This window comes from Phaeobacter inhibens DSM 16374 (assembly GCF_000473105.1).
In the GTDB taxonomy this organism is placed as follows: Bacteria; Pseudomonadota; Alphaproteobacteria; order Rhodobacterales; family Rhodobacteraceae; genus Phaeobacter; species Phaeobacter inhibens.
On record NZ_KI421498.1, the window covers coordinates 490,943 to 517,532 of the forward strand.

Annotated in this window: 30 protein-coding genes; 14 read left to right on the top strand and 16 right to left on the bottom strand. The window is 54.9% G+C overall.

The genetic code is table 11. The annotated features are described in order from the left end of the window. Positions 1–31 precede the first annotated feature (31 nt). The 12 genes from INHI_RS0106025 to INHI_RS0106080 form a co-directional block, all read right to left on the bottom strand. A complete protein-coding gene (locus INHI_RS0106025) occupies positions 32–418 on the bottom strand; it encodes a hypothetical protein (RefSeq protein WP_027247072.1) in 387 nt (128 codons plus the stop codon). Beyond that, the gene (locus INHI_RS0106030) at positions 415–870 is read right to left on the bottom strand and encodes a gp16 family protein (protein WP_027247073.1); all 456 of its coding nucleotides are present in this window, start codon (positions 868–870) and stop codon (positions 415–417) included. Before INHI_RS0106030 ends, INHI_RS0106025 begins: the two co-directional genes overlap by 4 nt. Continuing rightward, a complete protein-coding gene (locus INHI_RS0106035; RefSeq protein ID WP_036766945.1) occupies positions 870–1,121 on the bottom strand; it encodes a hypothetical protein in 252 nt (83 codons plus the stop codon). The genes INHI_RS0106030 and INHI_RS0106035 overlap by 1 nt, the downstream gene beginning before the upstream one ends. 11 nt (positions 1,122–1,132) lie before the next feature. Beyond that, the gene (locus INHI_RS0106040) at positions 1,133–1,798 is read right to left on the bottom strand and encodes a DUF3164 family protein (RefSeq protein WP_027247075.1); all 666 of its coding nucleotides are present in this window, start codon (positions 1,796–1,798) and stop codon (positions 1,133–1,135) included. Positions 1,799–1,837: 39 nt separating this feature from the next. Continuing rightward, a complete protein-coding gene (locus tag INHI_RS0106045; RefSeq protein WP_155805571.1) occupies positions 1,838–1,978 on the bottom strand; it encodes a hypothetical protein in 141 nt (46 codons plus the stop codon). Positions 1,979–2,028: 50 nt separating this feature from the next. Then, entirely contained in the window at positions 2,029–2,406 is a 378-nt protein-coding gene (locus INHI_RS0106050; RefSeq protein WP_036766946.1) for a hypothetical protein, read from the bottom strand. Continuing rightward, a complete protein-coding gene (locus tag INHI_RS0106055; RefSeq protein WP_155805574.1) occupies positions 2,406–3,269 on the bottom strand; it encodes a hypothetical protein in 864 nt (287 codons plus the stop codon). The genes INHI_RS0106050 and INHI_RS0106055 overlap by 1 nt, the downstream gene beginning before the upstream one ends. A 5-nt stretch (positions 3,270–3,274) precedes the next feature. Then, positions 3,275–4,021 carry an AAA family ATPase gene (locus INHI_RS20375; protein ID WP_051338951.1) on the bottom strand — a complete coding sequence of 249 codons (747 nt, stop codon included), beginning with the start codon at positions 4,019–4,021 and terminating at the stop codon, positions 3,275–3,277. A 57-nt stretch (positions 4,022–4,078) separates the two neighbouring features. Continuing rightward, positions 4,079–6,217, bottom strand: coding sequence for a transposase domain-containing protein (locus tag INHI_RS0106065; protein ID WP_027247079.1), 2,139 nt, complete (start codon positions 6,215–6,217; stop codon positions 4,079–4,081). After that, entirely contained in the window at positions 6,214–7,062 is an 849-nt protein-coding gene (locus INHI_RS0106070; protein WP_027247080.1) for a ParB/RepB/Spo0J family partition protein, read from the bottom strand. The genes INHI_RS0106065 and INHI_RS0106070 overlap by 4 nt, the downstream gene beginning before the upstream one ends. Before the next feature lie 107 nt (positions 7,063–7,169). Next, complete coding sequence (locus INHI_RS0106075) at positions 7,170–7,745, bottom strand: hypothetical protein (RefSeq protein WP_155805577.1); 576 nt, start codon at positions 7,743–7,745, stop codon at positions 7,170–7,172. After that, positions 7,742–8,110 carry a hypothetical protein gene (locus INHI_RS0106080; protein WP_027247082.1) on the bottom strand — a complete coding sequence of 123 codons (369 nt, stop codon included), beginning with the start codon at positions 8,108–8,110 and terminating at the stop codon, positions 7,742–7,744. Before INHI_RS0106080 ends, INHI_RS0106075 begins: the two co-directional genes overlap by 4 nt. Before the next feature lie 160 nt (positions 8,111–8,270). On the opposite strand from INHI_RS0106080, the gene INHI_RS0106085 reads away from it, so the two are divergent. The 6 genes from INHI_RS0106085 to INHI_RS0106120 all read left to right on the top strand — a co-directional run bounded on the left by INHI_RS0106085 (position 8,271) and on the right by INHI_RS0106120 (position 14,225). Continuing rightward, entirely contained in the window at positions 8,271–8,615 is a 345-nt protein-coding gene (locus INHI_RS0106085) for a helix-turn-helix domain-containing protein (protein WP_027247083.1), read from the top strand. 229 nt (positions 8,616–8,844) lie between these two features. Then, complete coding sequence (locus tag INHI_RS0106090; protein ID WP_302621423.1) at positions 8,845–9,447, top strand: autoinducer binding domain-containing protein; 603 nt, start codon at positions 8,845–8,847, stop codon at positions 9,445–9,447. A gap of 61 nt (positions 9,448–9,508) precedes the next feature. Next, the gene (locus INHI_RS0106095) at positions 9,509–10,216 is read left to right on the top strand and encodes an acyl-homoserine-lactone synthase (protein WP_027247085.1); all 708 of its coding nucleotides are present in this window, start codon (positions 9,509–9,511) and stop codon (positions 10,214–10,216) included. A 323-nt stretch (positions 10,217–10,539) separates the two neighbouring features. Further along, positions 10,540–11,169, top strand: a complete 630-nt coding sequence (locus INHI_RS20710; protein WP_081698687.1) for an ApaLI family restriction endonuclease — start codon at positions 10,540–10,542, stop codon at positions 11,167–11,169. Continuing rightward, on the top strand, positions 11,159–12,370 hold the full coding sequence (locus INHI_RS0106110; RefSeq protein ID WP_027247086.1) for a DNA-methyltransferase: 1,212 nt from the start codon (positions 11,159–11,161) through the stop codon (positions 12,368–12,370). The genes INHI_RS20710 and INHI_RS0106110 overlap by 11 nt, the downstream gene beginning before the upstream one ends. Before the next feature lie 1,606 nt (positions 12,371–13,976). Then, on the top strand, positions 13,977–14,225 hold the full coding sequence (locus INHI_RS0106120) for a hypothetical protein (protein WP_027247087.1): 249 nt from the start codon (positions 13,977–13,979) through the stop codon (positions 14,223–14,225). A 126-nt stretch (positions 14,226–14,351) separates the two neighbouring features. On the opposite strand, the gene INHI_RS0106125 is transcribed toward INHI_RS0106120, so the two are convergent. Both INHI_RS0106125 and INHI_RS0106135 read right to left on the bottom strand, forming a co-directional pair. Further along, the gene (locus tag INHI_RS0106125; RefSeq protein ID WP_027247088.1) at positions 14,352–15,293 is read right to left on the bottom strand and encodes a hypothetical protein; all 942 of its coding nucleotides are present in this window, start codon (positions 15,291–15,293) and stop codon (positions 14,352–14,354) included. Positions 15,294–15,812: 519 nt separating this feature from the next. Next, positions 15,813–16,715, bottom strand: coding sequence for a LysR family transcriptional regulator (locus INHI_RS0106135; protein ID WP_027247090.1), 903 nt, complete (start codon positions 16,713–16,715; stop codon positions 15,813–15,815). A gap of 96 nt (positions 16,716–16,811) precedes the next feature. On the opposite strand from INHI_RS0106135, the gene INHI_RS0106140 reads away from it, so the two are divergent. The 4 genes from INHI_RS0106140 to INHI_RS0106155 all read left to right on the top strand — a co-directional run bounded on the left by INHI_RS0106140 (position 16,812) and on the right by INHI_RS0106155 (position 20,378). Next, complete coding sequence (locus tag INHI_RS0106140) at positions 16,812–17,591, top strand: CmcJ/NvfI family oxidoreductase (protein WP_027247091.1); 780 nt, start codon at positions 16,812–16,814, stop codon at positions 17,589–17,591. Between the two features lie 66 nt (positions 17,592–17,657). Next, the gene (locus tag INHI_RS0106145) at positions 17,658–18,446 is read left to right on the top strand and encodes an SDR family NAD(P)-dependent oxidoreductase (RefSeq protein ID WP_027247092.1); all 789 of its coding nucleotides are present in this window, start codon (positions 17,658–17,660) and stop codon (positions 18,444–18,446) included. A 100-nt stretch (positions 18,447–18,546) separates the two neighbouring features. Next, entirely contained in the window at positions 18,547–19,392 is an 846-nt protein-coding gene (locus tag INHI_RS0106150; protein ID WP_027247093.1) for an enoyl-CoA hydratase/isomerase family protein, read from the top strand. Between the two features lie 74 nt (positions 19,393–19,466). Continuing rightward, complete coding sequence (locus INHI_RS0106155; RefSeq protein ID WP_027247094.1) at positions 19,467–20,378, top strand: 2OG-Fe(II) oxygenase family protein; 912 nt, start codon at positions 19,467–19,469, stop codon at positions 20,376–20,378. Positions 20,379–20,771: 393 nt separating this feature from the next. On the opposite strand, the gene INHI_RS0106160 is transcribed toward INHI_RS0106155, so the two are convergent. Then, the gene (locus INHI_RS0106160; RefSeq protein ID WP_027247095.1) at positions 20,772–21,143 is read right to left on the bottom strand and encodes a DUF1353 domain-containing protein; all 372 of its coding nucleotides are present in this window, start codon (positions 21,141–21,143) and stop codon (positions 20,772–20,774) included. Positions 21,144–21,232: 89 nt separating this feature from the next. Between INHI_RS0106160 and INHI_RS0106170 the strand changes: the two genes are divergently transcribed. After that, positions 21,233–22,362 (top strand): IS3 family transposase gene (locus INHI_RS0106170; protein ID WP_155805531.1). Its coding sequence is split into 2 segments (ribosomal slippage): positions 21,233–21,467 and positions 21,467–22,362, totalling 1,131 coding nucleotides; the frame shifts between segments, so codons are not numbered across the junction. On the opposite strand, the gene INHI_RS21250 is transcribed toward INHI_RS0106170, so the two are convergent. Further along, positions 22,359–22,868: a hypothetical protein gene (locus tag INHI_RS21250; RefSeq protein ID WP_211233564.1), complete on the bottom strand. Its 510-nt coding sequence runs from the start codon at positions 22,866–22,868 to the stop codon at positions 22,359–22,361. The genes INHI_RS0106170 and INHI_RS21250 overlap by 4 nt on opposite strands. A 477-nt stretch (positions 22,869–23,345) precedes the next feature. On the opposite strand from INHI_RS21250, the gene INHI_RS0106185 reads away from it, so the two are divergent. The 3 genes from INHI_RS0106185 to rfbF all read left to right on the top strand — a co-directional run bounded on the left by INHI_RS0106185 (position 23,346) and on the right by rfbF (position 26,576). Continuing rightward, positions 23,346–24,221: a hypothetical protein gene (locus INHI_RS0106185; protein ID WP_254656855.1), complete on the top strand. Its 876-nt coding sequence runs from the start codon at positions 23,346–23,348 to the stop codon at positions 24,219–24,221. Between the two features lie 178 nt (positions 24,222–24,399). Further along, positions 24,400–25,752, top strand: a complete 1,353-nt coding sequence (gene rfbH, locus INHI_RS20385; RefSeq protein WP_254656856.1) for a lipopolysaccharide biosynthesis protein RfbH — start codon at positions 24,400–24,402, stop codon at positions 25,750–25,752. Continuing rightward, the gene (rfbF, locus tag INHI_RS20390; RefSeq protein ID WP_036766948.1) at positions 25,749–26,576 is read left to right on the top strand and encodes a glucose-1-phosphate cytidylyltransferase; all 828 of its coding nucleotides are present in this window, start codon (positions 25,749–25,751) and stop codon (positions 26,574–26,576) included. The genes rfbH and rfbF overlap by 4 nt, the downstream gene beginning before the upstream one ends. Positions 26,577–26,590 lie beyond the last annotated feature (14 nt).

The window sequence follows — 26,590 nt, forward strand, 5'->3', positions numbered from 1 at the left end:
CGTCCCGGCGGGTGTCGGGGGCAATGCAATATTAGATGAAAAAGTCGCCTTGGTCGTCGTTGCGTCTGCGCAGACTGGCTGCGACACGCTCGACTGTTCGCAGGGTCACGTCAACCTCGGCGGCGACCACCGAGTGACTTTTACCTTGGCCCAGCAACATGGCGATCCGCTGGCGGCGCCCGGCTTGACCGCCAAAGTTTCCGGCGGGGACAACCAGTTTTCCGCCACCGAGTAGTTTGTAAAGGCGGAGGGCATCCTCTGCGCCCACCAGTTCCGCAAGGCTGGAGCCTGCCTTATCCGAGATATAGACCTCACGCCCGCCCTTTGCCTCTGCCAGGCGCACGGCCAGATCAAGGCTGATTTCCTCGGCGATGTAGGACAGCACACCGGGCAGATATGGGCGGAAATTGCGGCTCATCTCTGATGGTCTGACCAATCAAAGTCGATGTCCTGGCGGTGGCCCCAAGACTTCAACGCCTGAATGACCTGGTCGATCTGATCATGATCGCGGAGCATATCAACGTCAGCGGGCACCGACTGCCAAGCGGAACCAAACCGCTTGCGGATGAATGTGTTCAACCCCTTGCGGCTAGGGTCACGCAACGCGTCGGCCTCGCCGAGCTTCCGCCAAAGGACATGGACCAAACGCAGGTCAGCACGGGGGGCTTTCTTGTGGCGGTGGTTCCCGGCTGTCGCGGCCATGAAACCATCGTTTTTAAGGCGCTTTAAAACGCTTTTTAACTCAGCCTCGGTCATGTCTTTCATCGACGTTTTGCCCGTGACGGCCAGTTGCAGGCCGCGCCGTGCATCGCTGTCCATGCCAAGCTGACGACAGCCGATGTGGATTTTCTGTTGCAGGGCGCGGCTCATCACACAGCCTCGGCTATCGGGGCGGCAATCGGGTGCCGGGCTGCATCGTCCCGCATCCGCTTGTCAGCTTGGTTCATTTCCACACGGGCCATCGCATCGAATGCCTCAGGCGGGATCTTGGCAATCTCCGCCTCACGCCGCAGAACGACCAAGCTATTGCCCAGCACCAGATTGGCGCGCCGCATTTTGGTGGCATAGCTGCTGAATGCACGGTGCAGAGCGGTTTGGATTTCGTTTTGGGTCATTGCCATCAGACGCGCTCCTATGCCTTTGCCAAATCAATCGTGATATGTTCCCAGGGCGCATCAACGCTGGGACGTTGGTAGCAACGCGTATAGCTGGCGGTGCCGACAACGCGCATGGCGTCTTTGATGGCCGTCATTGCCCGTTTCCAGCGCTCATCGGTGATGTCGAGCCGCAAGAGCATCATCACCTCACCGCGATTGATCTGGCCGGGCTTTTCGGTGTTGAACGCACGGGTGACGATGGCGCGCAGCTCTGCCGGGGCATCTGCGGACCATTCGTTCAGGCATTCGTCCAGCAGTTGCTTGGCCACCTGCAATTCCGGGCCAAAGTCGATCTTATCGGCGACGGACACGGTGATTTTGAACAGACCGTCAAAAGAGGTCAGGGTCATATTACCCTTAGCACCGCCAAGCTGTGCGCCGTATTCCTGAGCCAGCAGGGCCTGCAAATCGGCGACGTCGCGGCCAGTATGGGCTTTGAAACGGGCAACTTGGCTACGCAGCGGCAGGGCATAGCTGATGATCTTGCGGACGGTTTCGTCCTGGAGTTTGTCGCGGGCGTTGACCGTTTCCAGTGGCACCAATTTGCCCTTTGCGTCGGTCATGTATTTGTTGCCATTGGCCTCGACGATGCCGTCGGGGATGTCTGCTCTTTCGAGGGAGGTGGGCTGAGTTTGGGTCATTGCAATTGCTTTCGTTGTGGGGGCGTTTCGGGGGGCGGGCTATGCGCCCTCTGGGTCCAGCGCGTCAGCAAGGCTGCGCAGGACGATACCTGCGTGAACCGGATCCTTGATCATGATGGCGTCTGCGAGCGCGTCGGCGGTGCCGATGGGAACGTGCGCGCCTGATACGAGGTCATTCACAGCGGCGCGTATCTTTTCGGGCGTTGGACGGCAAAAAGGGTGCGGAGTGATCATGTCTCACCTTCTGTTTTTGTGAATTTCGGGCAGGCGCGACAGGCGCGGGTCATGCGGACGCGAAAAGGGTTGGAGTGGGACCAGGTCTCAGCGCGGCGACGGTGGCCGAGGCAAGCCGCACTCGAAATTTCCACCTGCAAGGCGGGGCAACTGACCGGTGCGTTCATGAAGACATCACGCACCGTAGATTCAATGCGGACCATATTTCCGGCATAGCGGTTGCGGATTGCTTGGCTGACGACGGTGGCACTCACGCCGAGCTGCTTTGCGACCACGTTTTGCGAAGTGCGGTCGCATTCGGCGATCAGGACGGCGACCCATTCGGGTAGGGCTTCGCCCCAACCATCTTGGGCAAGGATCAGGCGGTCGCTCATCACAGACGCCCTCCGGGAGCGTAGACGATCTTTTCGTCGTTGCTGTCCACGACCACCGTCATGCTCCGTTTCACAGGGGGTAGGGGGCCGCTATCTTTGATGAGCCGCAGGGGCGTATCCTCGCCCAGGCCACGATTGTTGGCGGCGGCGCGCAGGTATCCAGCCAGCCGCAGGGTGCGGCAATAGGCCAGAATGCCTTTCTTCGACACATCAGGCCGCGCCGGTATAAGGGCTGCGTATAAGTCGATGGGGCGAAAGCGCTTTTGCCGACGAATAGCCGTCCACATGATGCCTTCCAGGCTGTCGCGTTTGCTCTTGGAACTGTCACGAACCTCACTTGGCAGCTTGGTTGTATAGAAGGTTTCACCGTTGCCGCGCCCGAACACCCGTACGGCTTGAGCTTGCTTAAGGCGCTGGAAGAACCGCGTTCTGATAGTCTCCGATGCGCAGACGGTTTTCAGATCCTTTGCAGTGAAATAGGCAAGGTCGCTGATATACTTCCAGATCTGCTTTTCTTCAGGCGAACGCGGCTCGGCACTCGGTAGCTCCAAATTGCGCGCGTCGTTTTCATTCATGGAGGCGATCAGCGATGCAAGACGGGCTTTGGACCGTTCCGTATCTCGGTCATGCTTGTTGCCATCGGCTTCAAACCGCCGGGCTTCCTCGGGATCGAAAACAGTATAACAGGTTGCGTACCCGTCCTTGCCGCATTCGCGCACCACACCTTGGCGCTGGAGCGCGCGCAGGTAGTTTTGACGGGTCCACTCGCTGGCGCCGCAGTAGGTTGCGACCTCTGCATGGGTGAAACGCAGGCGGGTGCTGATGTAATCAAGGATTTCCTGTTCAGCGCTGTTGTTGGCCACTGCGTTCACCATTTCAGCCCCCGGCGCGGAGCTGGGGCCTCGTTGGCCATGAACTCAATACCGCCCCACTCATCAGCCCCCATGGATTTCAGGCCAAGCTTGATGGCCTCTTCTTTGACCTGGGCAATGTTCACCACCATCAGGCGCGGGTTGCCGGTGTTGCGTTCGATGATAGACCCCAGCAGATCGTCACGGATCTCAACGCCTGCCGCGTAGATATTCGCCAGCAGGCGGGCGTCTTTCAGGGACGCCGGTTGCGCGGCGACATAGCTCAACACTCGGCTGTCAATGACCGGGAATTTCTTCAATTTCTGAGGGAAGCTCTCGTTGCCGATCATAACCACCGGCGTGTCAGATCCGTCATGCAGATCACGGATCAGCTCAATGACACCGCGATTGAGCGCATAGTCGGCTTCGTCCACAACCAATGTACGGCCATTCAACGCCAAAGCTTCACAGGCTTGCAGGGCCATGTCTGGGATCGTTTTATGGGCTGACACGCTCAACTCTCCGAGCAAACGGGACAGTAGTGTTTTCTTGGTCCAGTCCGCCTGCATGGAGATATGGATCACGTCGAATTTTGACGCGCAGTAGATGGCCCCAAAGGTCTTGCCGTAGCCGGGATGGCTATAGAAAACCGCGAGGCCGGGGACGCCAAAGGCACGGTCCTGCAACTGGTTCACCAGCGTTGCCAGTTTCGCGACATTGGTCAGCGGCTGGATGCTATTGCCGACCTCGATAAGTTGTGACATAGTTTGCTCCTACTCAATATTGACCGTCGCCTCGGGGCCAGCCGGGCGGCGGTTTTCTTATCCGGCGCTGTTGCTGCCGAAATCTCCGAAAATCGCCGAATATGCCTTGTATTCAGCGTGTTCTAAAAACCCCTCCAGCCAACCGGCTTCGGCCTCACCAACAGGTTTTCCCTGCCGCTGCCGCTGAGCAATGTCTTCGGCCTGGCGGAACCGTTCCTCGGGGCTGTCGGCCACCGAGAACCCACTGTTCTGCGGTTCTGATTTGGCCGGGGGCTTGGCACTCATTTGCAAGATCAGTGCCTCTTGCTCGCGTTCCGCCGCCGGGTCCATGTGATCGCGGAACGTGGTGACCGCAGCGGGTTTGCGGAACACCGGCTTCACCACTTTGGCCTTCAGATCTGCCAGGGCCTCAGACGGCGACGGGACCGAGTTGGTCATATCGGCGGCAAGTTGTTCGACCGGGATGGGTCGTTGCAGCTCTGCCAGGGCTTTTTCCGCTTTGACGATCTGGCGGTTGCGGCGGGCTGTAGACCGCGCGCCGTCCAGATCGAAGAAACCAACCTTTTGCTGGCATTCGGCAAAGCCCAAATATTGGCCGTCGAGCGCTGAAAGATGTACACCGCCGTGCAGGTCTTCGGGATCAAAGCGGATGATCACTTTGCGACCCGCTTCCTGGCTCATCCAATCGCAATGGTAGACATTGCCGTGCAGGGTGAGCTTGCCGCTGTCCTTGTGCAATTTCCCGTCTGCCTGGCCCATCAACCAAAGGTGCCGCTGTTCTTCGGTCGCCTTGATGATCGGCGCGGTCGCATAGCTTTCGGCAAAGGTCTCATCAAAGGACCGGCCCTTGGCGGTATCAGACCGGCGACCCGTGCGGGAGTTGTGTTCGGCAATACCTTCCGCCAGGACTTCCAGAAACTCAGCGGCCTTGATTGCTCGGCTACCGTAGTTTTCCGGTTTGGCGTCGGGCCGGTTGCCGACATAGGCGCCAGCAAAGCGCACATCCTTGGCCACATCACTGGCCAGATCGCGGAATGCGCGTTCAATGGGTTTCGCCTGACCGTGGGCCGGGGTGGCCCAGTGCATGTCGATGCCGAGCAAGGGCAAAACACCGATTGGATCGTCTTCCCGGACTTTGAAACGGAACCGGGTTGGCGCGCCTGCTGTCATCCATTTGTTGGCAAATTCGCGCCCGTTGTCGAACAGGCATCGTTTTGGAATGCCCCAGTTGTCGACCAATTCACCGAATGCCGCCATCACCATGACTTTGTTCGGGTCGTGATCCACGCGCCAGGACAAAAACTTGCCGGAATAGAGGTCTTGAAACGCAACGATTTGGGGGCGGTTGACGGTGCCGTCGGGCCATTCGACAAAGACGTCGATCTTGTGACAATCGGCGTTGACAGCTTCCAGCGCATGGAGGCTCGACCGGTCGCGAGTTTGGGCGGGGTAGCAGCGCATCAGGCCATTAACGCCCTCGCGGAGATAGACTTGCGTTGTGCGTGGCACCTCGGCATCTACCCAGCGCTTTGCGGTCTTCTCAATCGGGATGGGCCATCCCATCTGGCCCGCTTGGCGCTCGGCCATGCGGAAGCATTGCGCAAACGTTGGGCGTTCAGGACGCAGCCAGGCGCTCTTGAGCCAATCCATAAACGGCTGATAGGCGGCACGATTTGCCTGTTGGGTGCGTTTCTTTGGCGCTTTGGGCGCGACGAATGCAAGCCGGTCCTCTGATGCTGCACCGGCGACAAGGTCGATCCAGTTATAGATCGTCCGGGTACTGGACCCGATTTCTGCGGCGACAGTGTCGACGGCGTGGACATGGCCCGCACCGCTGGTGTGAAGCAATTCAACCTTGGTGATCGCATCCAGGCGGCGCGCGGCCTCGTCTTTGGATTTCTGGGGCAGGGCTGCATAGGCGGCCCAGGCGCTGTTACGGTCGAGCTTTTTGACCGGGCGGCTGGCGTCATGCTTGATCAGCTTAGTACGTGCGGCCAGCGGCAGCACAGACCAATGATAGAGCAAACCACCACCGCGACCGACCTTGCGTTTGATCGCACCGGACACGTCCCGCCAGCCTTCACGGTCGGCTTTTGCAGTCACCCCCCGTGCAGTGCCAGGAATGCCGGGCAGGCGGGCCGCAGCCAGCTCAGCCACAGACCACCATTCCTGTTTGGGCGAGACGGGCGTTGTCATACCTGTGCCCCGCCTTTGGTATCTTCGATCAACTCGACCAAGACGTCGCCATACTGCGCGACAAACTGGCGGCGCGCTTCTTTGCTGGCGCGGATGAACGCGTCTGCCAGCTTTGAAAACTGTTGCTCAACAGGTGTTTTGAGCGCGGCACCGGGGGCTTTTTTCCGGCCCAAAACCTCTTTAGCGGATTTGGCAGTCCCATCGCCTAAAGCAGCGCAGATGGCGGTCCTGTCCGCTTGTTCGCCGCATTTGGCGATGTGCTCTAAGTCTTTGAATTGGACCTTTTGCGGGGCGTCCCGGAGCTGGGCGATTTCACTAGGTGAGAGTTTTTCGCCGACGCTGATCAGGCGAAAAATCTGGCGTTCACCCTTGCCGAACACCTCGGCGGCGTTGGCGGCGAATGATCGTACTGACATTTTGTCAGTATGATCAGACAGGCGGGCTTGCCTCGCTTTGTGTGCTCTGGTCGCTTCGGGATTTTCGCGCTCGTATAGCTCTTTGTGTGCGGCCAGAAACACCGCCATATCCAGCGGCGTCAAAGGCGCGCCGGCCACATTGGCGTCCACCTCAATACGGATCGCCTGATCGTTGGTGCATTCGCTGACTTTGACCGGCACCTCGGCCAATCCTGCTTCTTTTGCGGCAGTTAAGCGATGCAGGCCATCCAGTAGGCGATAGCCGTCTTTGACCCGCCGGACCAAGAGTGGTTGCAGGATGCTGCCAACCTCTTGAATAGAGGATACAATGCTTGCAACCGCTGTTTCAGAGGCGGTGCGCAACCGTTCCTCTACCTGAATATCTTCCACGGGCAGGGTTTGGATTTGTTGCCAGACGGGTGGGGTCATTGGGGATGCTCCATCGTAACTGAGGGTCGTATTTGTTGGCCTGCCGTTCTGTGCGACATGGCAGATGAGGTTGCGGCGCTTCACCTGGGCCGCATGGCCTGCGTGGGTCAGCGCGCCGGGCACCACGGACGCCCGCTTGTTTCGAGTTTCAGAAGGTCGGCGAGGCAGTCCAATGAACCGCGACCATTTAGGTGGGCGACAAGATCGGCGACGCGTTCTTGGGCCGCGCCAACCGCCTCAGCGGCGCTATCCACGGCGTCGGCCAAAGTACCGCAGTCACGGCTTCCAAGGGTTCGGGCCTCTTGATGGGCCGTAATCGCTTGTTGCAGTGCTGCCCGGCATCGCGCGTAGTTGGCGGCGTGTTTTGTCAGCTCACCCGCAAGCCGGTGCTGGGGGAATTGGATCAATTCAAAGTCAGTCGCGCTCATTGCAAAAGGCTCCAAAGCAGGGGGGGCGATGGGCAGGACGAAGACGCAAACAGCGCCAACAAGATCGCCCCAGAAGTCAGCGGGGGTGGGGAAATAGTATTTGAAACCATCGCGCAACCTTCGCCGCACGGCTGCTGGGGCGCGCTGAAAAGCCCCCAGCGGCGCATCCCCATGGCCGCTGGGGTAGTTACCCGACTTAGCGGCGAGGACATTGTCGCCGCAGGCTATCGGGAAAAGAACCTCAGGCGTTCTCATGTCGGCGCACATGCGCTCTCGGCGCTTAACGTAATGTCGTTTGCCGTGAGTTGCTTACGGGGGCGATTTGGACTGTGCAGTGCATCAATGTAACAATTTTTGCCTTGCAGGTGAGGAACAACATCTTCCTCAGGTCCATCGACCTCATAGCCCAAGGTGTAGAGCACCAGTCGTATGGTCAGGGTTGAAGGCGTACCTTGCTGCTCGGCAAGCTTGCGTAGCCACTTACCTGTCACACCACATGAGCGGCCCAGCTCGGCATAAGAGAGTTTTCCCAACCCACGGTTTGCGGCTGTAAACTCTCTGTTCAAGAGTTTGGCAAACTGTCGCCCGCTCATCTGTGAAATAATCGTGTTCGGCGTCATCGCATCCTCCTGTAGTTCGGTAGGATAGAACTAAACTTCTATCAACTCAACACAAGAAGTCGATTAGATAGAATTATAGGGCGATTTATTGTGGCCAGACGTACTCCAAGGGATTTATATTCCCGATTGCGGGAACTATAATTCCCTGTATGATGCAATCATGGTTGGACCGATTGATAGAAGCCAAGCGGTGAGTGGTGCCGACACTGAGATTTGGCGCAAACGCCTAAGACAGGCGTTGGATGACCGCGGCTTGGACTACGGAGAGGTCTCAGTAGCGGCGGGTAATAACGACGAGTACGTCAGCAAGATCCTGAATGGTCGCTTCAATCCAACGGTGGCAAGAATTCTGAGAATCTGCGAAGTCGCAAATATAGAGATGGCCTATCTTTTTTCAGATAGCCCCTCCGCTGGCGAGCGCGAGGTTATATCAAAGTCGAGTGACCTTACTGAGAGTGATGCCGACTTAGTCAGTCGGTTGGTCGCAAGCTCCCGATCTCTCTGACAGAGCGGTTTCTATCGCGTCTCTAAACGCCTGTATTCCTTTTCCTGGCTTGGCCGCATTCTGCTCGGCTACGCGCTTAAGAATGAGTTCGAGGGTGCGAGCCGTTATTCCGTTGCTGTTCATTGTCTCGCCTGGTCCAGAAAAGTATTACTTGTGATAATACCGTAATGCGGTATTAAGTATGGTCATTACATATGTAGCGTGTGTGTCCAATATGATTAATGATATAATGAGGGTGCATTTGCGTACCCTGGAGGAGATTTCGGACAAAGGCTTCTCGCTCGGTGTTGGCTTCGACGGCGCAGAACCTGTGTTCATGAAGTCTACTTACTCAAGGGAGTGGATCGATCACTATCTAGTGCAACGATATTTCGACCTAGACCCCACCATCCACTTTGGCAAATCTGCAACTGGCTTCACAACTTGGGGCGATCTGAGACGACATTACCCAACTTCCAACAAGTTTTTCGATGATGCGGCTCGTTTCGGCCTGGACTACGGTAATACACTGTCCATCCACGTCGATGGTCAGGTATCCATATTAAGTTGTTCAGGGTCGAAATGGGGAGATACGGAGCGTCGGTTGGCGAAAGCGGCGCTCTATTCGATCCATGCCGTCCACCATCGTGAGTCCTGCCGGTATACGATCAAAGAGAAGTCAAAAGATGTTATCAGACTGATGTGTACAGGATACCAGGACCGGGAAATTGCAGAGAGGCTAGGGGTCAAGCTTGAGACAGTTCGGCAACGACGGCAAACTGCGATGCAGGCGGTCGAAGCGACATCCACCGCTCAGCTTATATCACTTGTGATAAAATATGGCTTGATTTAGCGCTTATCGATTCACAAGATTGTCGACCGGATGAACATGGCGTTTCTATTAGGAGAGCGCCATGAAGCTACATGTTTTTTCATTTGCACAGAGATCGAGTTATTCAGGGGTTCTAGAGGGTTTTTATGCCCTTAGGAAGCGCAAGCTGGTTGACGAGCTGGGTTGGGCGTTAGCGCACGACGGCGGGCTGGAGAGCGACCAGTATGACAGGCCGGGTGCTGTGTACTCTATTGTCACCAATGACGATTGTGTTGTCGCCGGTGCGCGGGCGTTGTCCTGTGGCGCAGCGTATGGCCATTGGACCTACATGTTGAAAGATGCAGCCGATGGGAAGCTGGAGGGTATTCCTGACGGGTTGATGGACGTTTACCCGACGGATCATTCCGCGTGGGAATGTACACGCTTTGTCACCGACGACAGATTGGCGGAAAACTCTCCTTATAGCGTCGAAGCCAAGTTGGTTGTGGCTGGTTTGTGTCGGGGCGCACATTGGCTCGGGGCTACTAGGCTACTGTCACTTTCGCCCCGAGCACTTGGCGTACTGCTTAAAAGGTTTGGATATAGGGTTCAAAGGCAGGCGAACCGCTACTTGTGCGAAGATGATCAGCGTGAGTACTGGGCATTTGTGATGGGCTGCGATCCTGCTGTGAATGAAAAGCTATTCCTCACGTATGCTACGCCCGCAGCGCTTGCCAATTCATCGGGGCGGCATAATTCGCGTGTACAGCCTCTGACTCGTTGTCACCATGAGCGAGCCGATGTGGTCTAGGTCGCGGCGAAAACTGCTCTCAGGTTCGGCGAAGCTGTCGCTGATCGAAAACTTGACATAATGGCGCTTATTATGAGGGGGGATGTGAAAGGCAGCCGCCAGCCCAAAGCGGAACTTGGACCAGGGCGCGATGCTGCACAGGTCCCTCGAAAGTGGAGCGGGAGAGCAGCCGTTCGTTGCGCGGAGCGCGAATGGCCGCTTGTGTTTCGATCCCCCTAAACGGCACACGCCAGATCACAGTCCGGGTGACACGATATGTGGACATGCCACAACAGATAGGTAAAAGTCTAGTCTAACTCACTAGACGGCGAATGATGGAAAACATGACGATTGAGCAAGAGATACGCCGACTGGCGGATAAGTATGCCGACAACCTCAAAGCCAGAGTTGACGAACGGGTCGAGGAGATGGAGGCGGACGACAACAGCCACTACATGATCTATAAGGTTTTAGGCATAACAAATGAAGAAGGCCGCCTTATCGACGTCTACCAAAATAAAGGCCGATTTCTGTATAAGTATGCTGGCTCATTCTTGGAAGAAGCCGCCAAAGCCTGCTTTCTTGAAAAGTTTCCCGAATCGGGTTCGGTCAAGATTCCTAACACTATAGGTCAACGTCCCAAAACATTTGAAATAGACTGTCTGGTAGAGGGACGGGATGCCATCGAAATTAAGTGGCGTGACGCTACAACTGACGGCGATCATATTACAAAAGAACACACCCGTATGCAAAACATCAAAGACGCTGGCTACAAGCCAATTCGAGTGATGTTCTACTATCCCAACCGCACCCAAGCACAGCGCATCCAAAAGACGCTAGAAACGCTCTATGCTGGTGCAGATGGCGAGTACCACTATGGCGATAACGCTTGGGAATATGTCGAGCAGTGCACCGGAATAGCCTTGAAGAGGATTCTAGAAGCCATAGCGACAGAGCGAACCAATGGAAGTTAAAGCCAAAACATATACAGGCGACTGTCTAGATCTCTTGCTTGACATGCCTCGTGAGTCTGTCGATTTAATTTATGTCGATCCGCCTTTCTTCACCCAGAAAGTGCATAACTTGGCAACAAGAGACGGCTCACATTCATTCAGCTTCCGCGATATTTGGGACAATGATAACTCATATGCGGACTTCGTATATCAGCGTGTCGCCAGAATGCGCGACGTTCTAAGGGGATCTGGAAGCATCTTCTTCCATTGTGACAAGTCTGCCTCTCACATTGTTCGGTTGATGCTGGATAGCGTATTCTCACCAGAAAATTTCAGGTCAGAGATAATCTGGTACTATAAGCGATGGTCTAACTCAAAAAAGGGTCTTCTCCCAGCGCACCAAACAATATTTTTCTATTCCAAGACGCCTGACTTCAAGTTCAAGACAGCCTTTCAGGAGTATTCACCCTCCACCAACATAGATCAGATCATGCAAAAGCGCGCTCGTGATGAGCGAAACAAATCTGTTTATGCGCGAAGCGATGACGGGGCAATAATTGGAAGCGGAAACAAGAAGGGTGTTCCACTCTCGGACGTTTGGGAAATTCCGTTTTTAAATCCAAAAGCCAAAGAGCGCGTTGGATATCCGACGCAGAAACCCGTGCTACTTCTAAATCAGATCATAAAACTTACAACGGACGAGGGCGACGTTGTACTTGATCCATTTTGCGGAAGCGGCACGACCCTTGTTGCAGCTCAACTTCTAAAACGAAATTCGATAGGCATCGACATTTCCAGTGAAGCTATCGAGTTGACAAAAGACAGGCTCAAAAACCCTGTTGTCACAAGCTCAGCGCTTCTTGCGAAGGGCGCTGACTCCTATCGTCAACATGACGCGGATGCATCAAAGCATCTCGTCGGTATCGACTATCTACCTGTACACCGAAACAAGGGCATAGACGGTTTGCTCAAGCAGGAGCTAAATGGCCTCCCTACGTTTGTCCGCGTCCAGCGAGATTGCGAAACCCTTCACGAGACAATAGCTGCAATACAAAAAGCGGCGAAGAACAAAGGCGCTTGCAGCTTGGTTGTCATCGCAACCAACAGCGATCTGTTAGGTAATAGCTCAAGTTCTGACGTGCTGGTAATACCCTCAACTGCGTTGTCTCTCTCTGGGCATTTGACCGCCAGCAAAAAGCGAAATGCAGCACTGACAGGATAGACGTTGCGCCAGTCAACTAGTCGGCCAAGCGCTGCGCCCTTTTCTAGGTCGTGATCCTGACGGCTTTGTGGCTGCGTCCCTTCTTCCAATTCGAATCTCTGAACCTTGATGATGGCCTCCCGCAAGCGATGGTGGTAGCGCCGGAGCATTGCGTGCTCTTGGATTGAATGGCCAACCTCCGTTAATCTCGCGATGTTTTGGATCGAATGGGCTCACTGGTGTCGAAGCCGACGTCCGCCGGAACGCAGTGCACAGGCCGCTATGGGCCGTCCGGTCGATCCCGAACGCCTTGTGGCCCCGACTTTGCAAAGGTCACTAACTGCGCAGTACTGACGTTGGGGGCTACAAAACTGCACTTACGAAGAACTTCGGCGAAGTGTGCAAGTCTGTCAAAATCAGTTCCAAGTTAAGGGCGATGGATAAGATAGTCGTATTCGGTTATCTGTTTGATTTTATGTCACTAATCTCGTTCTCGGAACTGACCCTTCCGATAGCGCGCTAATTCCAAGTTCGGTGGACCACATGGCGGTTAGGAACTTAACATAAGTGCGCTTATTGGGTTCTTGCGGCGCTGCTGTGGTGGCGCCGCTTTGGCTGGGGGGCTGTGCCCTCTCAGCCTTATAATAATGGCCAGCAGGGCAGGCGGGCGCAGTCGTGTAAGGCAGCGGGGACTTGGGCGGGACCGAGGCGGGCAGCCCCGGATAATTTGAAACTTGAACTGTCTCAGTTTTCGTCACCGGCCCAATATTCTCCCCATTTTCGAGTTGTGCAAGACAAGCGCCATTTTGGGCCGTGTCCTTGAAGCCTGCTTGAAAACCCAATTTTTTATGGCTCATCCGGGTTTGTCCGGCTTCTCCCGGCTTCTTCCGGTTACTGCAATATAAAGTGTCTCCTAACAGTAGCTGTAGCGGGACACTTCCGTTTGCAAACTCGGACACTTCAAGTTGCAGCAACTCATTTTCATGATTTCCCTGCTTTTTAGGCCAAATCCCGGTGCCCAGCCAGCTCCGAGAGCTTCGGCTTCCCCGATCCGGCGCTGCGGTTTTGGGACACTTCCCATTGCAAACTTGAACGTTCGCCGCCCAAACCGTTAAAGAACGGCGGGGCGGCAGAGAGTTTTAAAGGGCGTTAAAAGGGTCATCTAAAGAGCTGGAACGCTGGAACCGAACCGACACAGCGATTGCGGACCATGTTGGCAGTGACCCAGAAGGCAACAACGCGGACAATGCGGTCACTCGCCTTTTTGAGGGCAAGGAACGCAGGCAGCCCAATCACGACATTCGCACGAGGCCTGCGACGCCCTCGCTGCAGACGCGAAGGATCCCGCCAGACTTCCCGAGAGCGGACCTTCAGGCTAGCTCAGCTGGCCAGGTCGATGCTGCACCCCGCTCGAAGGTTAGAGATGCGCAGGTTGCGGACTTCGCAAAGCCGGAGCGGCTAGCCAGGCCCGAAGACGTGACCGGCCCAGAGCCGACATCCAGCGGCGAACTCGGATGCTGCGCTCGCAGCCCGCATTGCTGACATTCGAGTGCTTGCACCCTGCAAGCATCAAGTATTTAAGCTCGACTGGTTCGCAACAGTCTACTTTGAGCATGGGAGACGCAAAATGGTGACTCGAATCGAGAAAATCGAACACGGAAAAAAAGTTCAAACAGCTGAACGCGGCACCGATGGTTGCTACCACTGCTACCCGGAAGGCCAGACAATGTCGAAGTATATGACCCGCTTCTCAAATCTGGATGAAGCCGCTAAATTTCTTATCGACAACCAGAGGGGCCGTATTCGAATGAACCCAGATTGGTCCTTGATTGTCGACAATATTCACATCGACGGCAGACCGCGCGAAAGCTTCTAACTTTCGGCCCGTTGCGGACATTCGTTCCTGTATTAGAATGCTGCAGTGCAGTTCGTTAAAGCTGCCCTCCGCAGCACGTGTCAATTTATCCAGCGCCCGCGAAGTGAAAAGGCCGTAGGGGGGATGTCAATCATGAAGACTTATCCAGCCGCGAATACTGGCGCTATTTCTTCTCCAAGCATCTTTGAAGTTTACCCATTCTATAGATTCCCGTTTAGGATGCTCAAATTTCTTAATATGCGTTCGCGTAGCTTGCATAAGCAACTTTCCGCCGTTGGACGGCGGCGGAATTAGAAAAGTGGATCCAGTTGGCGAAGCCTCGTCGCCGACCCGCTCAATTGCGACGCCAATGAATTGGTCATTATACGTACCTATGATTGCAACCTCTGTGTTGTGAAATTCCAGTAGCATGAAGTTTCTTTCGCGGAAAGCGGTTCGATTTCCCGCCCAATGCCCAAGCAAGGACGTAGCGCCTATTAGAAGCATAGCCAGAAGGAAGACGCCACCAAAACGGCTATCGGTAATTACGGCTCCCAGCAAATGGGTGCGAAATTTATCATCTTGGTCAACGGATTCTTGGAGAACTTCCCGCCATAGAGTTCCGCTTCGAAACTTTCGGCGCAGCCAAGTCCCAGCTAACAGCCCAGTAACAAGTAGATAAACTGCCAGAGCTTGCGAGGTGTAAGAATACCCAGAGATCCATATCGAAAATATCAAAAATATTAGCGGAAAAAATATATACGGGAAGACAAAGCTAGCTTCCAGAAATCTGCCGAGAACTGGCAGCGGCAACATCGATGTCATTTGATAGATGAATAGCGACAGAAAAATCACACCGGCTGCGGAGGCGATAACTTTCGATAAGCCCAAATCCACAAATGTTTCAGAGACGCCAAAGTAACTCAAATATGATGAATGGAAGCTATATGTTAAATAATAGCTAAGTCCCGTAACTAGGGCGATAAGAACAGATTCCTTCTTTATGAATTCCGCGAGAGAATTAGTAATTAAACCGAGTGGAGGGTCTCTTTCTTGTTTCGGGGCATCGAAATCGTTATCCTGCTGCACAGTGATCTATCCTCAAAATTCTATCTTCCTCCGACATTCCCCAAGTGGCATGCCGTTTGACAGCAAGATCTCTCGATTGGGCCAGTCGATCAAGTTTTTTCCCGATCCGTTGCAGGCGGTCGCGAAAACACCCGGAGTTGGCCAGATTGGGCCGATATTATTGCAGCGCAGCTTCGCTACCACAGCGAACTCATTTCGCCTGACCAAAGTTAATATGGTCTCGGTGACATCATGCGGCGATACAGCACAGACCTCGATCTTGGTCCGCTCTGAATGTCGGCTTCCATTTTAGTTGGGTGATCCGATTGCCCGCGCAGCAAAGGTCCGCTCCCCGCCCGACGTGCTAGGGGCTTCCTGTCAAGCGGCATCGAACGAATGTCTGCTTTGGGCTGCCTGCGGTGATCCCATGATAGGCGTAGGTACGGGATCTACTGCAACTTTGGTGCTGCAACGCCGCAAGTCGGCAGTGAGCCCAATTTGACCAATGCTGCATCAACCACGAATGACCGCTGATCACCTTTAAATCCATACCGGTGCCTTTCCGACATGCTCGATGAGGAAGTCCATAAAGACGCGTACTTTGGCGGATACGACGTTGCTTTTGGGGTAGATCAACCAGAGGGCGGGTTGTTCTGCCAATGCGTAGTCGGGCAGCACGTGCATCAGCGCGCCGCTTTTGATCTCCTCATGGACCAACCAAAGCGAATTCACAGAAATACCTGCGCCGTCCAATGTCGCGCGCTTTTGTGTCAGTCCGTCATTCAAAACCAACGGATGTGCGGACTGTTTAGGGTCCAATTCTGCCCGCTTGCCATCTTTCGATAACAAGCGGCGCGGTTCTAGGTTGCGGAACGCGATCACGCGATGCGACTTCAGATCATCTAAGTCTTCTGGCGCGCCGTACTCTTCGATATAGCCTGGCGATGCACATAAGATGCGCGTGTCGTCGGCCAGTTTTCGGGCTGTTAGACTGCTGCTTTCAAGGACCGCGTTTCGCAGGGCAAGATCGTAGCTTCCTTCGATCAGATCAAATTGCGCATCCGACAGATGCATGTCCAACGTCAGGTCGGGATAGGCGTCTATGAACTTTGGCAACAATGGCGCGATGTACATCTGCGCGAACGTGCTAGAGGCGGCGAAGCGCAACGTCCCGCTGATCTTTGTCTGCCCTTGGCCAAGCGCCGCCAAAGCTGCCTCTTCCTGGGCAATCATTTCACGGGCGTAAGGCAGAAAATCCTGACCCTCCGACGACAGTGAAATTTTCCGCGTTGAACGATGCAGCAACTCTGCACCCAACAGGCGCTCCAGTTTGGCGATCCGCGTGCTTGCGACGGCGGGGGCCATCCCTAGCGTACGCCCCGCTGCGCTGATGTTCAGTGTCTCGCTGGCGAGAACGAAGAGGCGGAGGCTCTGTGTGTCCATTTTATACTTTTTCGGAATAGTGAAATCATATTCTGCTAGTTTTTATATTTATTGCGGGGTGTATCTACAAGCGCAAGAGACAGAAAGGACCACCCGATGACACAGACAGCGGCAGTCAACTACCACGTACACAAACCCGAGCGTCAGGCGTTTGAGCTGGATGCGGGTGGCATAGTCGGCAATCTCATCGCGCCGGAACTTGCACCCACGCAGGTCGCTGTCACAGATGTCCGCAGCGCAGGTGTCGCACCGCGCTTTGCGGATGCGTCCGTGGGTTTCGCCGCAGTCCCCACCGAAGTTCAGGCGTTCGATGCGAATGACGACTGGCAGCCTGCTTATGATGCCGAAATCACAAAGCTGCTGGCCGACAAGATCGGTGCGCAAGAAGTTATCGTGTTCGACCACACCGTGCGCGTCGATGATTCAGATGCGGTCCGTAAACCGGCGCGCAATGTTCACAGCGACTACAGCGCTGAAGGGGCCGAGCAACGGTTGATCGACATTCTGGGCGATGACAAAGCTGCTGAATGGCGCAAAGGGCATTACGCCTTTATCAATGTCTGGCGTCCGATAGGGGCAGCGATTAACTCGGCACCCTTGGGGTTCATCCGACCGGATAGCGTTGCAGCAGAAGACTGGATCCTGCTCGACCTGATCTATCCAGATCGCAAAGGACAGATCATGGGGCTGGCGGCAAACCCCGATCATGAGTGGGTCTACATGTCCAGGATGACGCCCGACGAGGTGGCTTTCTTCAACATCTACGACAATCAGAACCGACCTTCGATCGCACACAGCGCGCTGGATATGGTCGAAGACCCGACACTTCAAACCATCCGCAAAAGCATCGAGAGCCGGACGCTCGTCCGCTACTAACTACCTAATCCTTCGAACGGAACCCTCAGCGATCCGTTCCCCACACAACAGATGAAAGGGACCACCATGACCAAGACGATCCTTATCACAGGTGCTACTGATGGTATCGGCCAATTGACCGCCAAGACGCTGGCCGCCGAAGGACATACGATCCTGATCCACGGTCGGACTACCGAAAAGCTGGAGAAAGCCGCTAAGGAAATCGGCGGGACAACCGAAAGCTATGCGGCCGATCTGACGCATATGGACCAAATCCATGCGATGGCGGCAGACATCCGCAAAGCCCACGACAGCCTTGATGTCATCATCAACAATGCGGGTGTGCTTAAGCTGCGCGATACGATGACAGATGACGGTTATGATGTGCGCTTTGTGGTCAACACCGTTGCGCCCTACGTCTTGACGCAGGCGTTGCTGCCGATCCTTGCGGAGGATGGCCGTATCGTGAACCTGTCCTCAGCCGCACAAGCCCCGGTTGATATTGAGGCGCTGCACGGGCGCAGACAACTTGATCACAACCCAGCCTATGCCCAAAGCAAACTGGCGCTGACAATCTGGACCCGTGAATTGGCGAAAACCCTGCCCGCCGGACAGGTTGCCGTTGCCGTCAATCCCGGATCACTGTTGGCGTCGAAAATGGTCAAAGAGGGCTACGGCATGGAAGGGAACGACTTGCAGATTGGTGCAGACATTCTGCGCGAAGCCGCCCTTGGCGCGTCGTTTACAGATGCCAACGGCAAATACTTCGACAATGACAACCGGGTGTTTGCCAACCCCCACGCCGCTGCGCTTGATGCGGACCACTCCGCGCAAGTGATGCAGGGGATCAAGGACGTCATCGCCAAAATCGGGTGACGCAAACGCCCGCAAGACAACGGGCGTTAAAATAAAACGAACCACGCAACCAAAGCAATCCGGCAGACCCCTCTGCAGGAAACAGGAAAGGACTGTTCAAATGAAGTACGAAAATTTCTCCACCTTTGACGTTAAAGTCGAAGACGCCATCGCGACTGTTACATTCGATTTTGGCACTGTGAACGTGCAGGGTCAGGAAATGCTGGCCGACCTCAATAGCCTCGCTATGCGCCTTGAGATGGACCGCGACGTAAAGGTCGTTGTGTTTGAATCGGCCAACCCCGAAGTTTGGGTCTGCCACTACGACACCGAATTGCTGCAACATCTCAGCACTGAAGAGGTGTCCCGCGACGAAGCACAGCTTCTCGACCTTCAGGCCGTTTGCGAACGCATTTCTAAAGTCCCACAAGCGACCATCGCCAAACTCGAAGGCTTTGCACGCGGCGGCGGTCACGAGTTGGCGCTTGCGCTCGACATGCGCTTTGCCGTGCGTGGCAAGTTCAAGTTTATGCAGATGGAAGTCGGCATGGGTATTCTGCCTTGCGGTGGCGGTGCGTCGCGTATGGCCCGCCAGACAGGTCTGGGCCGCGCCTTGGAAATCATCCTCAGCGCGCGGGACTTTGATGCGGATGAGGCCGAAGCCATGGGAACAATCAACAAGGCGTTCGAGGCAGAGGAGATTGACGCCTATGTCGACACCCTCGCCAAGCGGATCGCCAGCTTTCCGGCGGAGTCCATCAATGCCTGCAAACAGATGGTGTACGAATCCATCGACAAGCCGATTGATGACGCGCTCAAGGCCGAAGCCTATTGGCTGTATCAGGCGACCAGTAAGACGCCAGCCGTCAAGCGGTTTACCGTTGCTGAAGAACAAGGGCTGCAACACGACATGGAAAATCAACGCAACTGGGAAAAAATGGTCATGGATGTGCAAGAGATCAACTGACCCTGTGATCCCAAGAATGACGAAATCTGTTTCGGCGTCACAGACGCCGGAACCATTTTGAATGGAAAACAATCATGCAAGCAAACGCACTCGAAACTGCCCGCGCTGTGGACCGTCCATCGCGTGAGGCCATGCTGCAACGCCATCCGTCAGTCAACACGTTCTGGAACCAGAACAGCGACCTGTTCGCTCAGGCTTGGGTAGACTGGGAGAAGACAGGCGATGGCGCGGACCTGACACTCGATAGCGCCCTATACGACGCAAAACTGCGTACTGCGGTCGAGGCCGCATGGGACGACCCCACCAAGGAAGACGCGGTGCGCGATCTTTGGGAAGAGGTGTTTCCGGGCGTCTACAAGACCCAGTTCTTTGACCCACAAAAACTTTCCGCGCTGCGCGCATACCTCGAAGCGGCGGCTGATGCCGACATCCCATTGCGTCCACCTTATGGGATTTCCTTGAACCGTGGTGGTGCGATGCTCGATAGCCGGTCCGAAGGGTATCTCGCTGCACCCAGCTTTCAGAATTTCTACAAAGGCCTGATGGACCGCTACATGCGTCCGGTGTCGCGGATGCTGTTCCCGGATGTGATGGGCTATGACACGCAAACCTTCGGGTTCTCGATCCAGTGGCAGGCGGATGCAGACACTTCGCTGCGCGCCCACACGGATGCGTCGTCGGTCACGCTAAATATCAACCTCAACCTGCCGGGTGAGGGCTTCTCAGGCTCCGGCGTGCGGTTCTTCGACCCCGCAACAAGGCAAGTGAGCGAGCTGTTCTTCGAGCCGGGCACTGCGCTGATCCACCACGGCACTGTACCGCATGAATCTATGCCTATTACAGAAGGTGAGCGGTCCAACTTTGTGCTGTGGCTATATGGCGAGAACGGTCAGATCCCACAGCCGAACGCGGCCCCAAAAACGGTCAGTGCAGCAGAACGGTGGACGATACCATCAGCGGCAAGCGATGGGTTTGCACCGTTCTAAAAGGGCTGAGCACTGAAGACCAAATCTATGGGTAGCTTTAGACGGGGGCTGCCCATAGGTCGCAAATAACGCCAAAGGACCTCATAATGTGGGCCTCACAGGCATAAAGCAGACATCGAGATGACTGATGCGTAGGTCGGGTTTGTCCGCTCTGCCGCCCTCCAACCCCAAAATTTCGCTCCACCTCTGATCAATGACCGCTTTTCACGCGGCATCGCAGCGGTCACAGGCTGTGTTCCGAGGTCGAAAGGCGGACTTTGCAAAGGTCGCTTCCTGCGCATTGCTGTCGCTGAGCCAAGGGGGCGGCCATAAGCTTGAGCTGGTCGGCGGGGGCAAGTGTCAAAGCTGGACCCCGTGCAAAAGGATGCGTCAGCGCCCTTTTGCCTCCCGGTTTCATGCGGGAATACGTAGTGCCCATTTCCAGAACCGACGGGCGCGCATGGCGCCGTAGGCGGCCCAGGTGCGCAGGGCGGGGGCGTGTTCGCTTAGTGCTGCCTCAAACCACTGGCTGTCGGCAAAGGCCACGCGATAGCCTTCTTCCAGCAGTGTGTCGTGGATGACGGCGGATTTTAGGAAATAGGGATCGTCAGGGGAAAACAGCCAGTGCAGCCAGGCGGGAACCGAGCTTTCAAACTCCCGGCCTGCCGGGATGGTCAGGAGCCAGCCGCTGTCTTTCTTGCCAATGCTCCAGGTCAGATCGCGCGTGGTGACATAGCCGCGTATGCCGCCCCGGCGATACCATTCGGTGTCCAGATTTACGTTCATGTCTTACCCTTCTCGTTGTCGCGTTCTGGACCTGTCGCGGTTTGATGCCGCTCCTTTGATAGCATTTACTGCACCAAAGGAGATGAACTATGGGACTAAAACGGACGGACGAATTTCGCCAAGATGCGGTGCGGATTGCGTTAACCAGCGGGCTAACGCGTAAGCAGGTGGCGGATGATCTTGGCGTCGGTATGTCGACGCTGAACAAATGGATCACCGCGCACAGAGATACAGACGTGGTGTCGAAAGAAGATTTGAGCCTTGCTCAAGAGAATGACCGGCTTAGGCGTGAGAACCGCATTCTCAAGGAGGAGCGGGACATCCTAAAAAAAGCAACGCAGTTCTTCGCGAGCCAAAAGCCATGAGGTTTAGGTTCATCGAAGAACACCGGGATGCGTTTCCGGCAGCGCGCCTGTGTCAGGTTATGGATGTCAGCCTGCGCGGTTTGCGTGCGTTCCGCAGTCGGCCAGCCAGCCGCAGACAGCGATCTGACCTGGTCACGCTGGCGCATATCAAAGAACAGTCGCGTCTCAGTTTAGGCAGTTATGGCAGGCCGCGTATGACCGAAGAGCTGAAGGAGATCGGCTTGGATGTTGGCCATCGCCGTGTGGGCAGATTGATGCGTCAGAACGGCATATCTGTTGTTCGGACCCGCAAACACAAGGTGACCACTGACAGCGATCATAAGCTCAATATAGCACCCAACCTGCTGGATCGTGACTTCAACGCTGATAAACAAAACCAGAAATGGGCGGGTGACATCAGCTATGTCTGGACGCGCGAAGGCTGGTTGTATTTGGCTGTTATCCTGGACCTACATTCCAGGCGGGTAATCGGTTGGGCCGTTAGCAACCGCATGAAACGCGACTTGGCAATCCGAGCGTTGAACATGGCCATCGCGTTCCGGCAACCGCCCAAGGACTGCATCCACCACACCGATCGCGGATCGCAATATTGTTCTCATGATTATCAGAAGATCCTGCGCCAGCACGGCTTTAAGGTGTCCATGAGCGGCAAGGGTAATTGTTACGACAATGCTGCCGTCGAAACCTTCTTTAAGACGATCAAGGCGGAGCTGATCTGGCGGCATCCTTGGGAGACACGGCGGAAGGCTGAGATGGCAATCTTCGAATACATCAACGGGTTCTACAATCCACGACGCCGTCACTCAGCACTGGGCTGGATAAGCCCGGTCGCTTTCGAACGGAAGGTGGCTTAAACGAGCACTTGGAGCGGCACGAAAGCGTGACAAGACCATTCTGCTTTGAAACTGGTTGTGAGTGTGGTGTCGAGGCAGTGGGTGACGCTGGTGGTCAACCATTCGCCTTCCAGTTCGGGCTTGATGCCGGTCAGGTTCACCTTGGCCTCGGCCATCAGGTCGCCCCCAAAAGCCGCCGAGCTGAACATTGACTGACCCGCTGGCGCGGGCAGCGCGGGGTACCAGAACCGAGCTAAAACAGCGGCCGATGCGTGCACCGCGATCCATTGTCGAGGCGAGATCATATACCGCCTCTCGCCTTTCTGAAAATGGGACTGCGGGGTTCCGAGAATACCTTGATTGCCTCGAAGAAGTTTGTGCATTTGTACCGCCCCAAGAGCTGGCGAATTCTGGAAGCTGACATTCTGATGTGTTACTTTCGGCGGCTTCTTTTGCGTATGCTCTTTTTTGATACGCTGGTCATATGGCCATCGCTCCGAAGTCGATCCTCTTTTCCAAATCGACATCGAACCGGCCATACGGGTTAGTGTGGGAATACGCCGCTGACCTGCACAAGTTTACTGATGCGACACGTCATATCAATGGATGCAGGTCTTAGCGCAGGAGATCGCCCCTATACGCAACTGGTCTCGGTGACCGATGACGCAGCGAAGCTCGTCGAGCTGGCTATTCCTTTGCTCTATTGCCAGAGCGATGACCACGGAGAAGCCACTGGCGCAGAGTTAGCTGCATGCGCGGTCTAAGGGCGTTCTTGTTCACATCAGTAAACTTTGTCACGACAGAGCCATCCTGAATTACTGATAGTAGGCTCATCAAACGACGACTTTAGACGAATTTTTTACGATTTCCTCCTAGGAAGAAGACCTAGTTGTAGCCACACGATTTACTCTCAGATCCGCAAGGCCCGGCAGCGCCTTTCAGGCTTGCCGAGCTACCTATACTAAAAATCTATCAAGTTTCAAAATGAGTGGAGGAGCCCCCCTGTGAAGATATGTATCGTCATCCCGACATATAGGCGGAATGTTCAACTCGTGCGTTTATTGTCTCAGCTTGCGGAACTGCGCGAAACATACATGGGACAAGCAGAGTACAGCGTTTTCGTTACGGACTCCGACCTGAATAACCCTGCTAGTGACATCATCCAACAGCTTTGCGACCGTTACATCCTGAACAAGGGAACAGGTTTCGACGACAACCTGTTCTACTTCTACAAGGATTATGCTGGGGCTTTTGATTTTGTGTTTAGCTGCAGCGACGACGACCTATTTAACTGCGGGCCGGTCAATGTGCTGGATCTTCTCGAAGTCGCGGTGCGGCAAGACAAGGCAGCTGTTCATTTTAATCACTTCGAATACAAAACCGACTGCCCAGACAGTATGGATATGTCATACACGCTTAGCCCGGCGGCCTACCACCTACCCGCCTTAAGCGATGACCCGGAAAAATTCCGGGCAAGGTTCCTGTGGGGGCCGCCCAGACATGTCGGGCTCCTCTATAAATCCAGCCACATCGCTGGTCTGCTGGACACAATGACTACGTTCAGGGGAACATTGCACCTTTATGCTGTGCCCTTCATGTGCGCTCTGGAAAGCGAGGATGCCTCTTTTTTTGATTACCCTCTCAACTATTTTTCGGCTGCAGTAGCAAAAGACGGTGCATGGGAGAACACAGCAAACGTGTTTCACGGCTTATTACAGTACCTTATCGCATCCAAACAGCTGTTAAATCCGGAGAGCTTCGAGATAGCGCAAAGAGGCTTTATGAGAACCTACTTCGGAAAATCTGCCTGGTTGAGGAAAATGATTTCTGCCCCCTTGCCGACCGAGACAGAGGTGCTGGCCAGCATTGAGCAGGCTTAGTTAATACCCACGAATATAGTGTACAATCAGCCTACATTTGAGCTTTCGCGAAAGGATGTATTAACCAAATTTGGATTACGAATGTTCGAACATAAATGCAGCGGGCTGAAGCCCGCATGTTGCAACTAAGATGACAAGTCTCTCAACCTGTGCAGCATCAGCCAGAAGGTCAGTGAATGTGAACGTTAGATCCCGCGAACAAATCGTCGCAGATGCCAAGGCCTATTTTGAGGCTCAGCCGCTGCCTGAATTCCAGCCCGGTGAGACTTACATTCCACCGTCAGGGAAAGTACTGGACGGAGAAGATTGTGCTAGCCTGATAGACGCCGGCTTGGACATGTGGCTGACAGCGGGACGTTATGCTGACAGTTTCGAAGATCGCCTGGCAGCCAAATTTGGTACGAAGCTTTCTAAACTCACGGTGTCCGGCTCGGCTGCGAACCTGCTGGCCTTCTCGACGCTGACATCATGGAAACTTGGATCAAAGCGGATCGAGCCAGGATCGGAAGTCATCACTGTTGCAGCCGGCTTTCCGACAACTGTGACTCCGATCATCCAGAACGGCTGCATACCCGTTTTTGTGGATGTCGATCTTGAGACGCACAATGTGAATGTCGATCTAGTGGAAGCGGCAATTACCTCTAATACACGCGCAATCATGATTGCACACAGCCTTGGCAACCCATTCGATGTCATCCGGATCTCAGAGCTTTGCAAAGCGCATGACCTTTACCTGATCGAAGATTGCTGCGACGCCTTTGGCGCCAGCGTTCTGATGCCGGACGGCTCCGAAAAGGGGGTCGGCACCTTTGGAGACCTAGCGACACTCAGCTTTTATCCCGCACATCATATCACTATGGGTGAAGGCGGAGCCATATTGATGAACAGCATCCGCCTAGCCCGCATTTGCGAAAGCTTCCGCGATTGGGGGCGGGACTGCTATTGCGCGCCTGGGAAGGATAATACCTGTGGCAAACGGTTTGATTGGCAACTCGGGGACCTGCCGGACGGTTACGACCACAAGTATATTTACAGCCACATTGGGTACAATTTGAAAGTTTCCGACATGCAGGCGGCCGTCGGGCTAAGCCAGCTTGGGAAATTGGACAATTTCGTTGAAATAAGGCGGAAGAATTTCATTGGTCTAACCGAGCGGATGAAACGAGCTGGCCTGGATGAATATTACCACCTGCCTCAGTCGACCCCCGGTACAAATCCATCGTGGTTCGGATTCCTGCTGACGATACGGGATGGGGTACCGCTGCTACGGCGCGATGTAACCGCCGCATTAGAGGACCAGAAGGTCGGGACACGGATGCTTTTTGCCGGCAATCTGATCCGCCAGCCTGCTTTCGCACGGGCCAACTACCGCGTGAGCGGGCCGTTGGACGTGACGGATAAGGTCATGGCGGACGCGTTCTGGATCGGTGTCTGGCCGGGCCTGTCCGGTGACCATTTAGACTACATGGTGGATACACTCGCAAAGGTCACAAAAAGCCAACTTCAATCTGCAAAGGTTGCCGTAGAATGAAAGCCGTCATCCTCGCGGGCGGGCTGGGCACCCGTCTCTCAGAAGAAACCAGCCTGAAACCAAAGCCTATGGTCGAAATCGGCGGCCGTCCGATCCTGTGGCATATCATGAAAATTTACACATCCTTTGGTATCACGGATTTTGTGATCTGCCTCGGCTACAAAGGATACGTCATCAAGGAGTTTTTTGCCAATTACGCTCTACAGACCTCCGACGTTACTATTGATATGTCATCCGGCTCTGTCGAAGTACACCGCGCAGCGGTAGAGCCTTGGCGCATCAGCCTGATTGACACCGGCGAGCACACAATGACCGGCGGCCGCCTGAAGAAAATATCCCATTTGATCGATGGCACATTTTGTATGACCTACGGCGACGGGGTCGGGGATATCAACATCGAGGAATTGGTTTCCTTCCATCGCTCTCACGGCCTGAAGTCGACAGTTACAGCGGTTGCTCCTCCGGGCAGGTTTGGACTGCTTGATTTGGACGACACCCGGGTCGCCGGTTTTGTCGAGAAACCGAAAGGGGAAGGCGGACGGATCAATGGCGGTTTTTTCGTGCTCGAACCGGAAGCCTTGGATGTGATCGATGGAGACGCTGACATGTGGGAGGATAATCCTATGCGGCGGCTTGTTTCGCAGGGGCAGATGGCGGCTTTTCATCATGACGGATTCTGGCAACCCATGGACACCCTAAGAGATAAGAATCACCTAGAACAACTCTGGAACGAAGGCCGGGCCGCCTGGAAAACTTGGGATCCGCACCCTGTGAAGCCGGCGACCGGTAGTACGCTGATCCGCCCATCGCTCAGCTTGCATTGAAGGAGCCTGCTGTT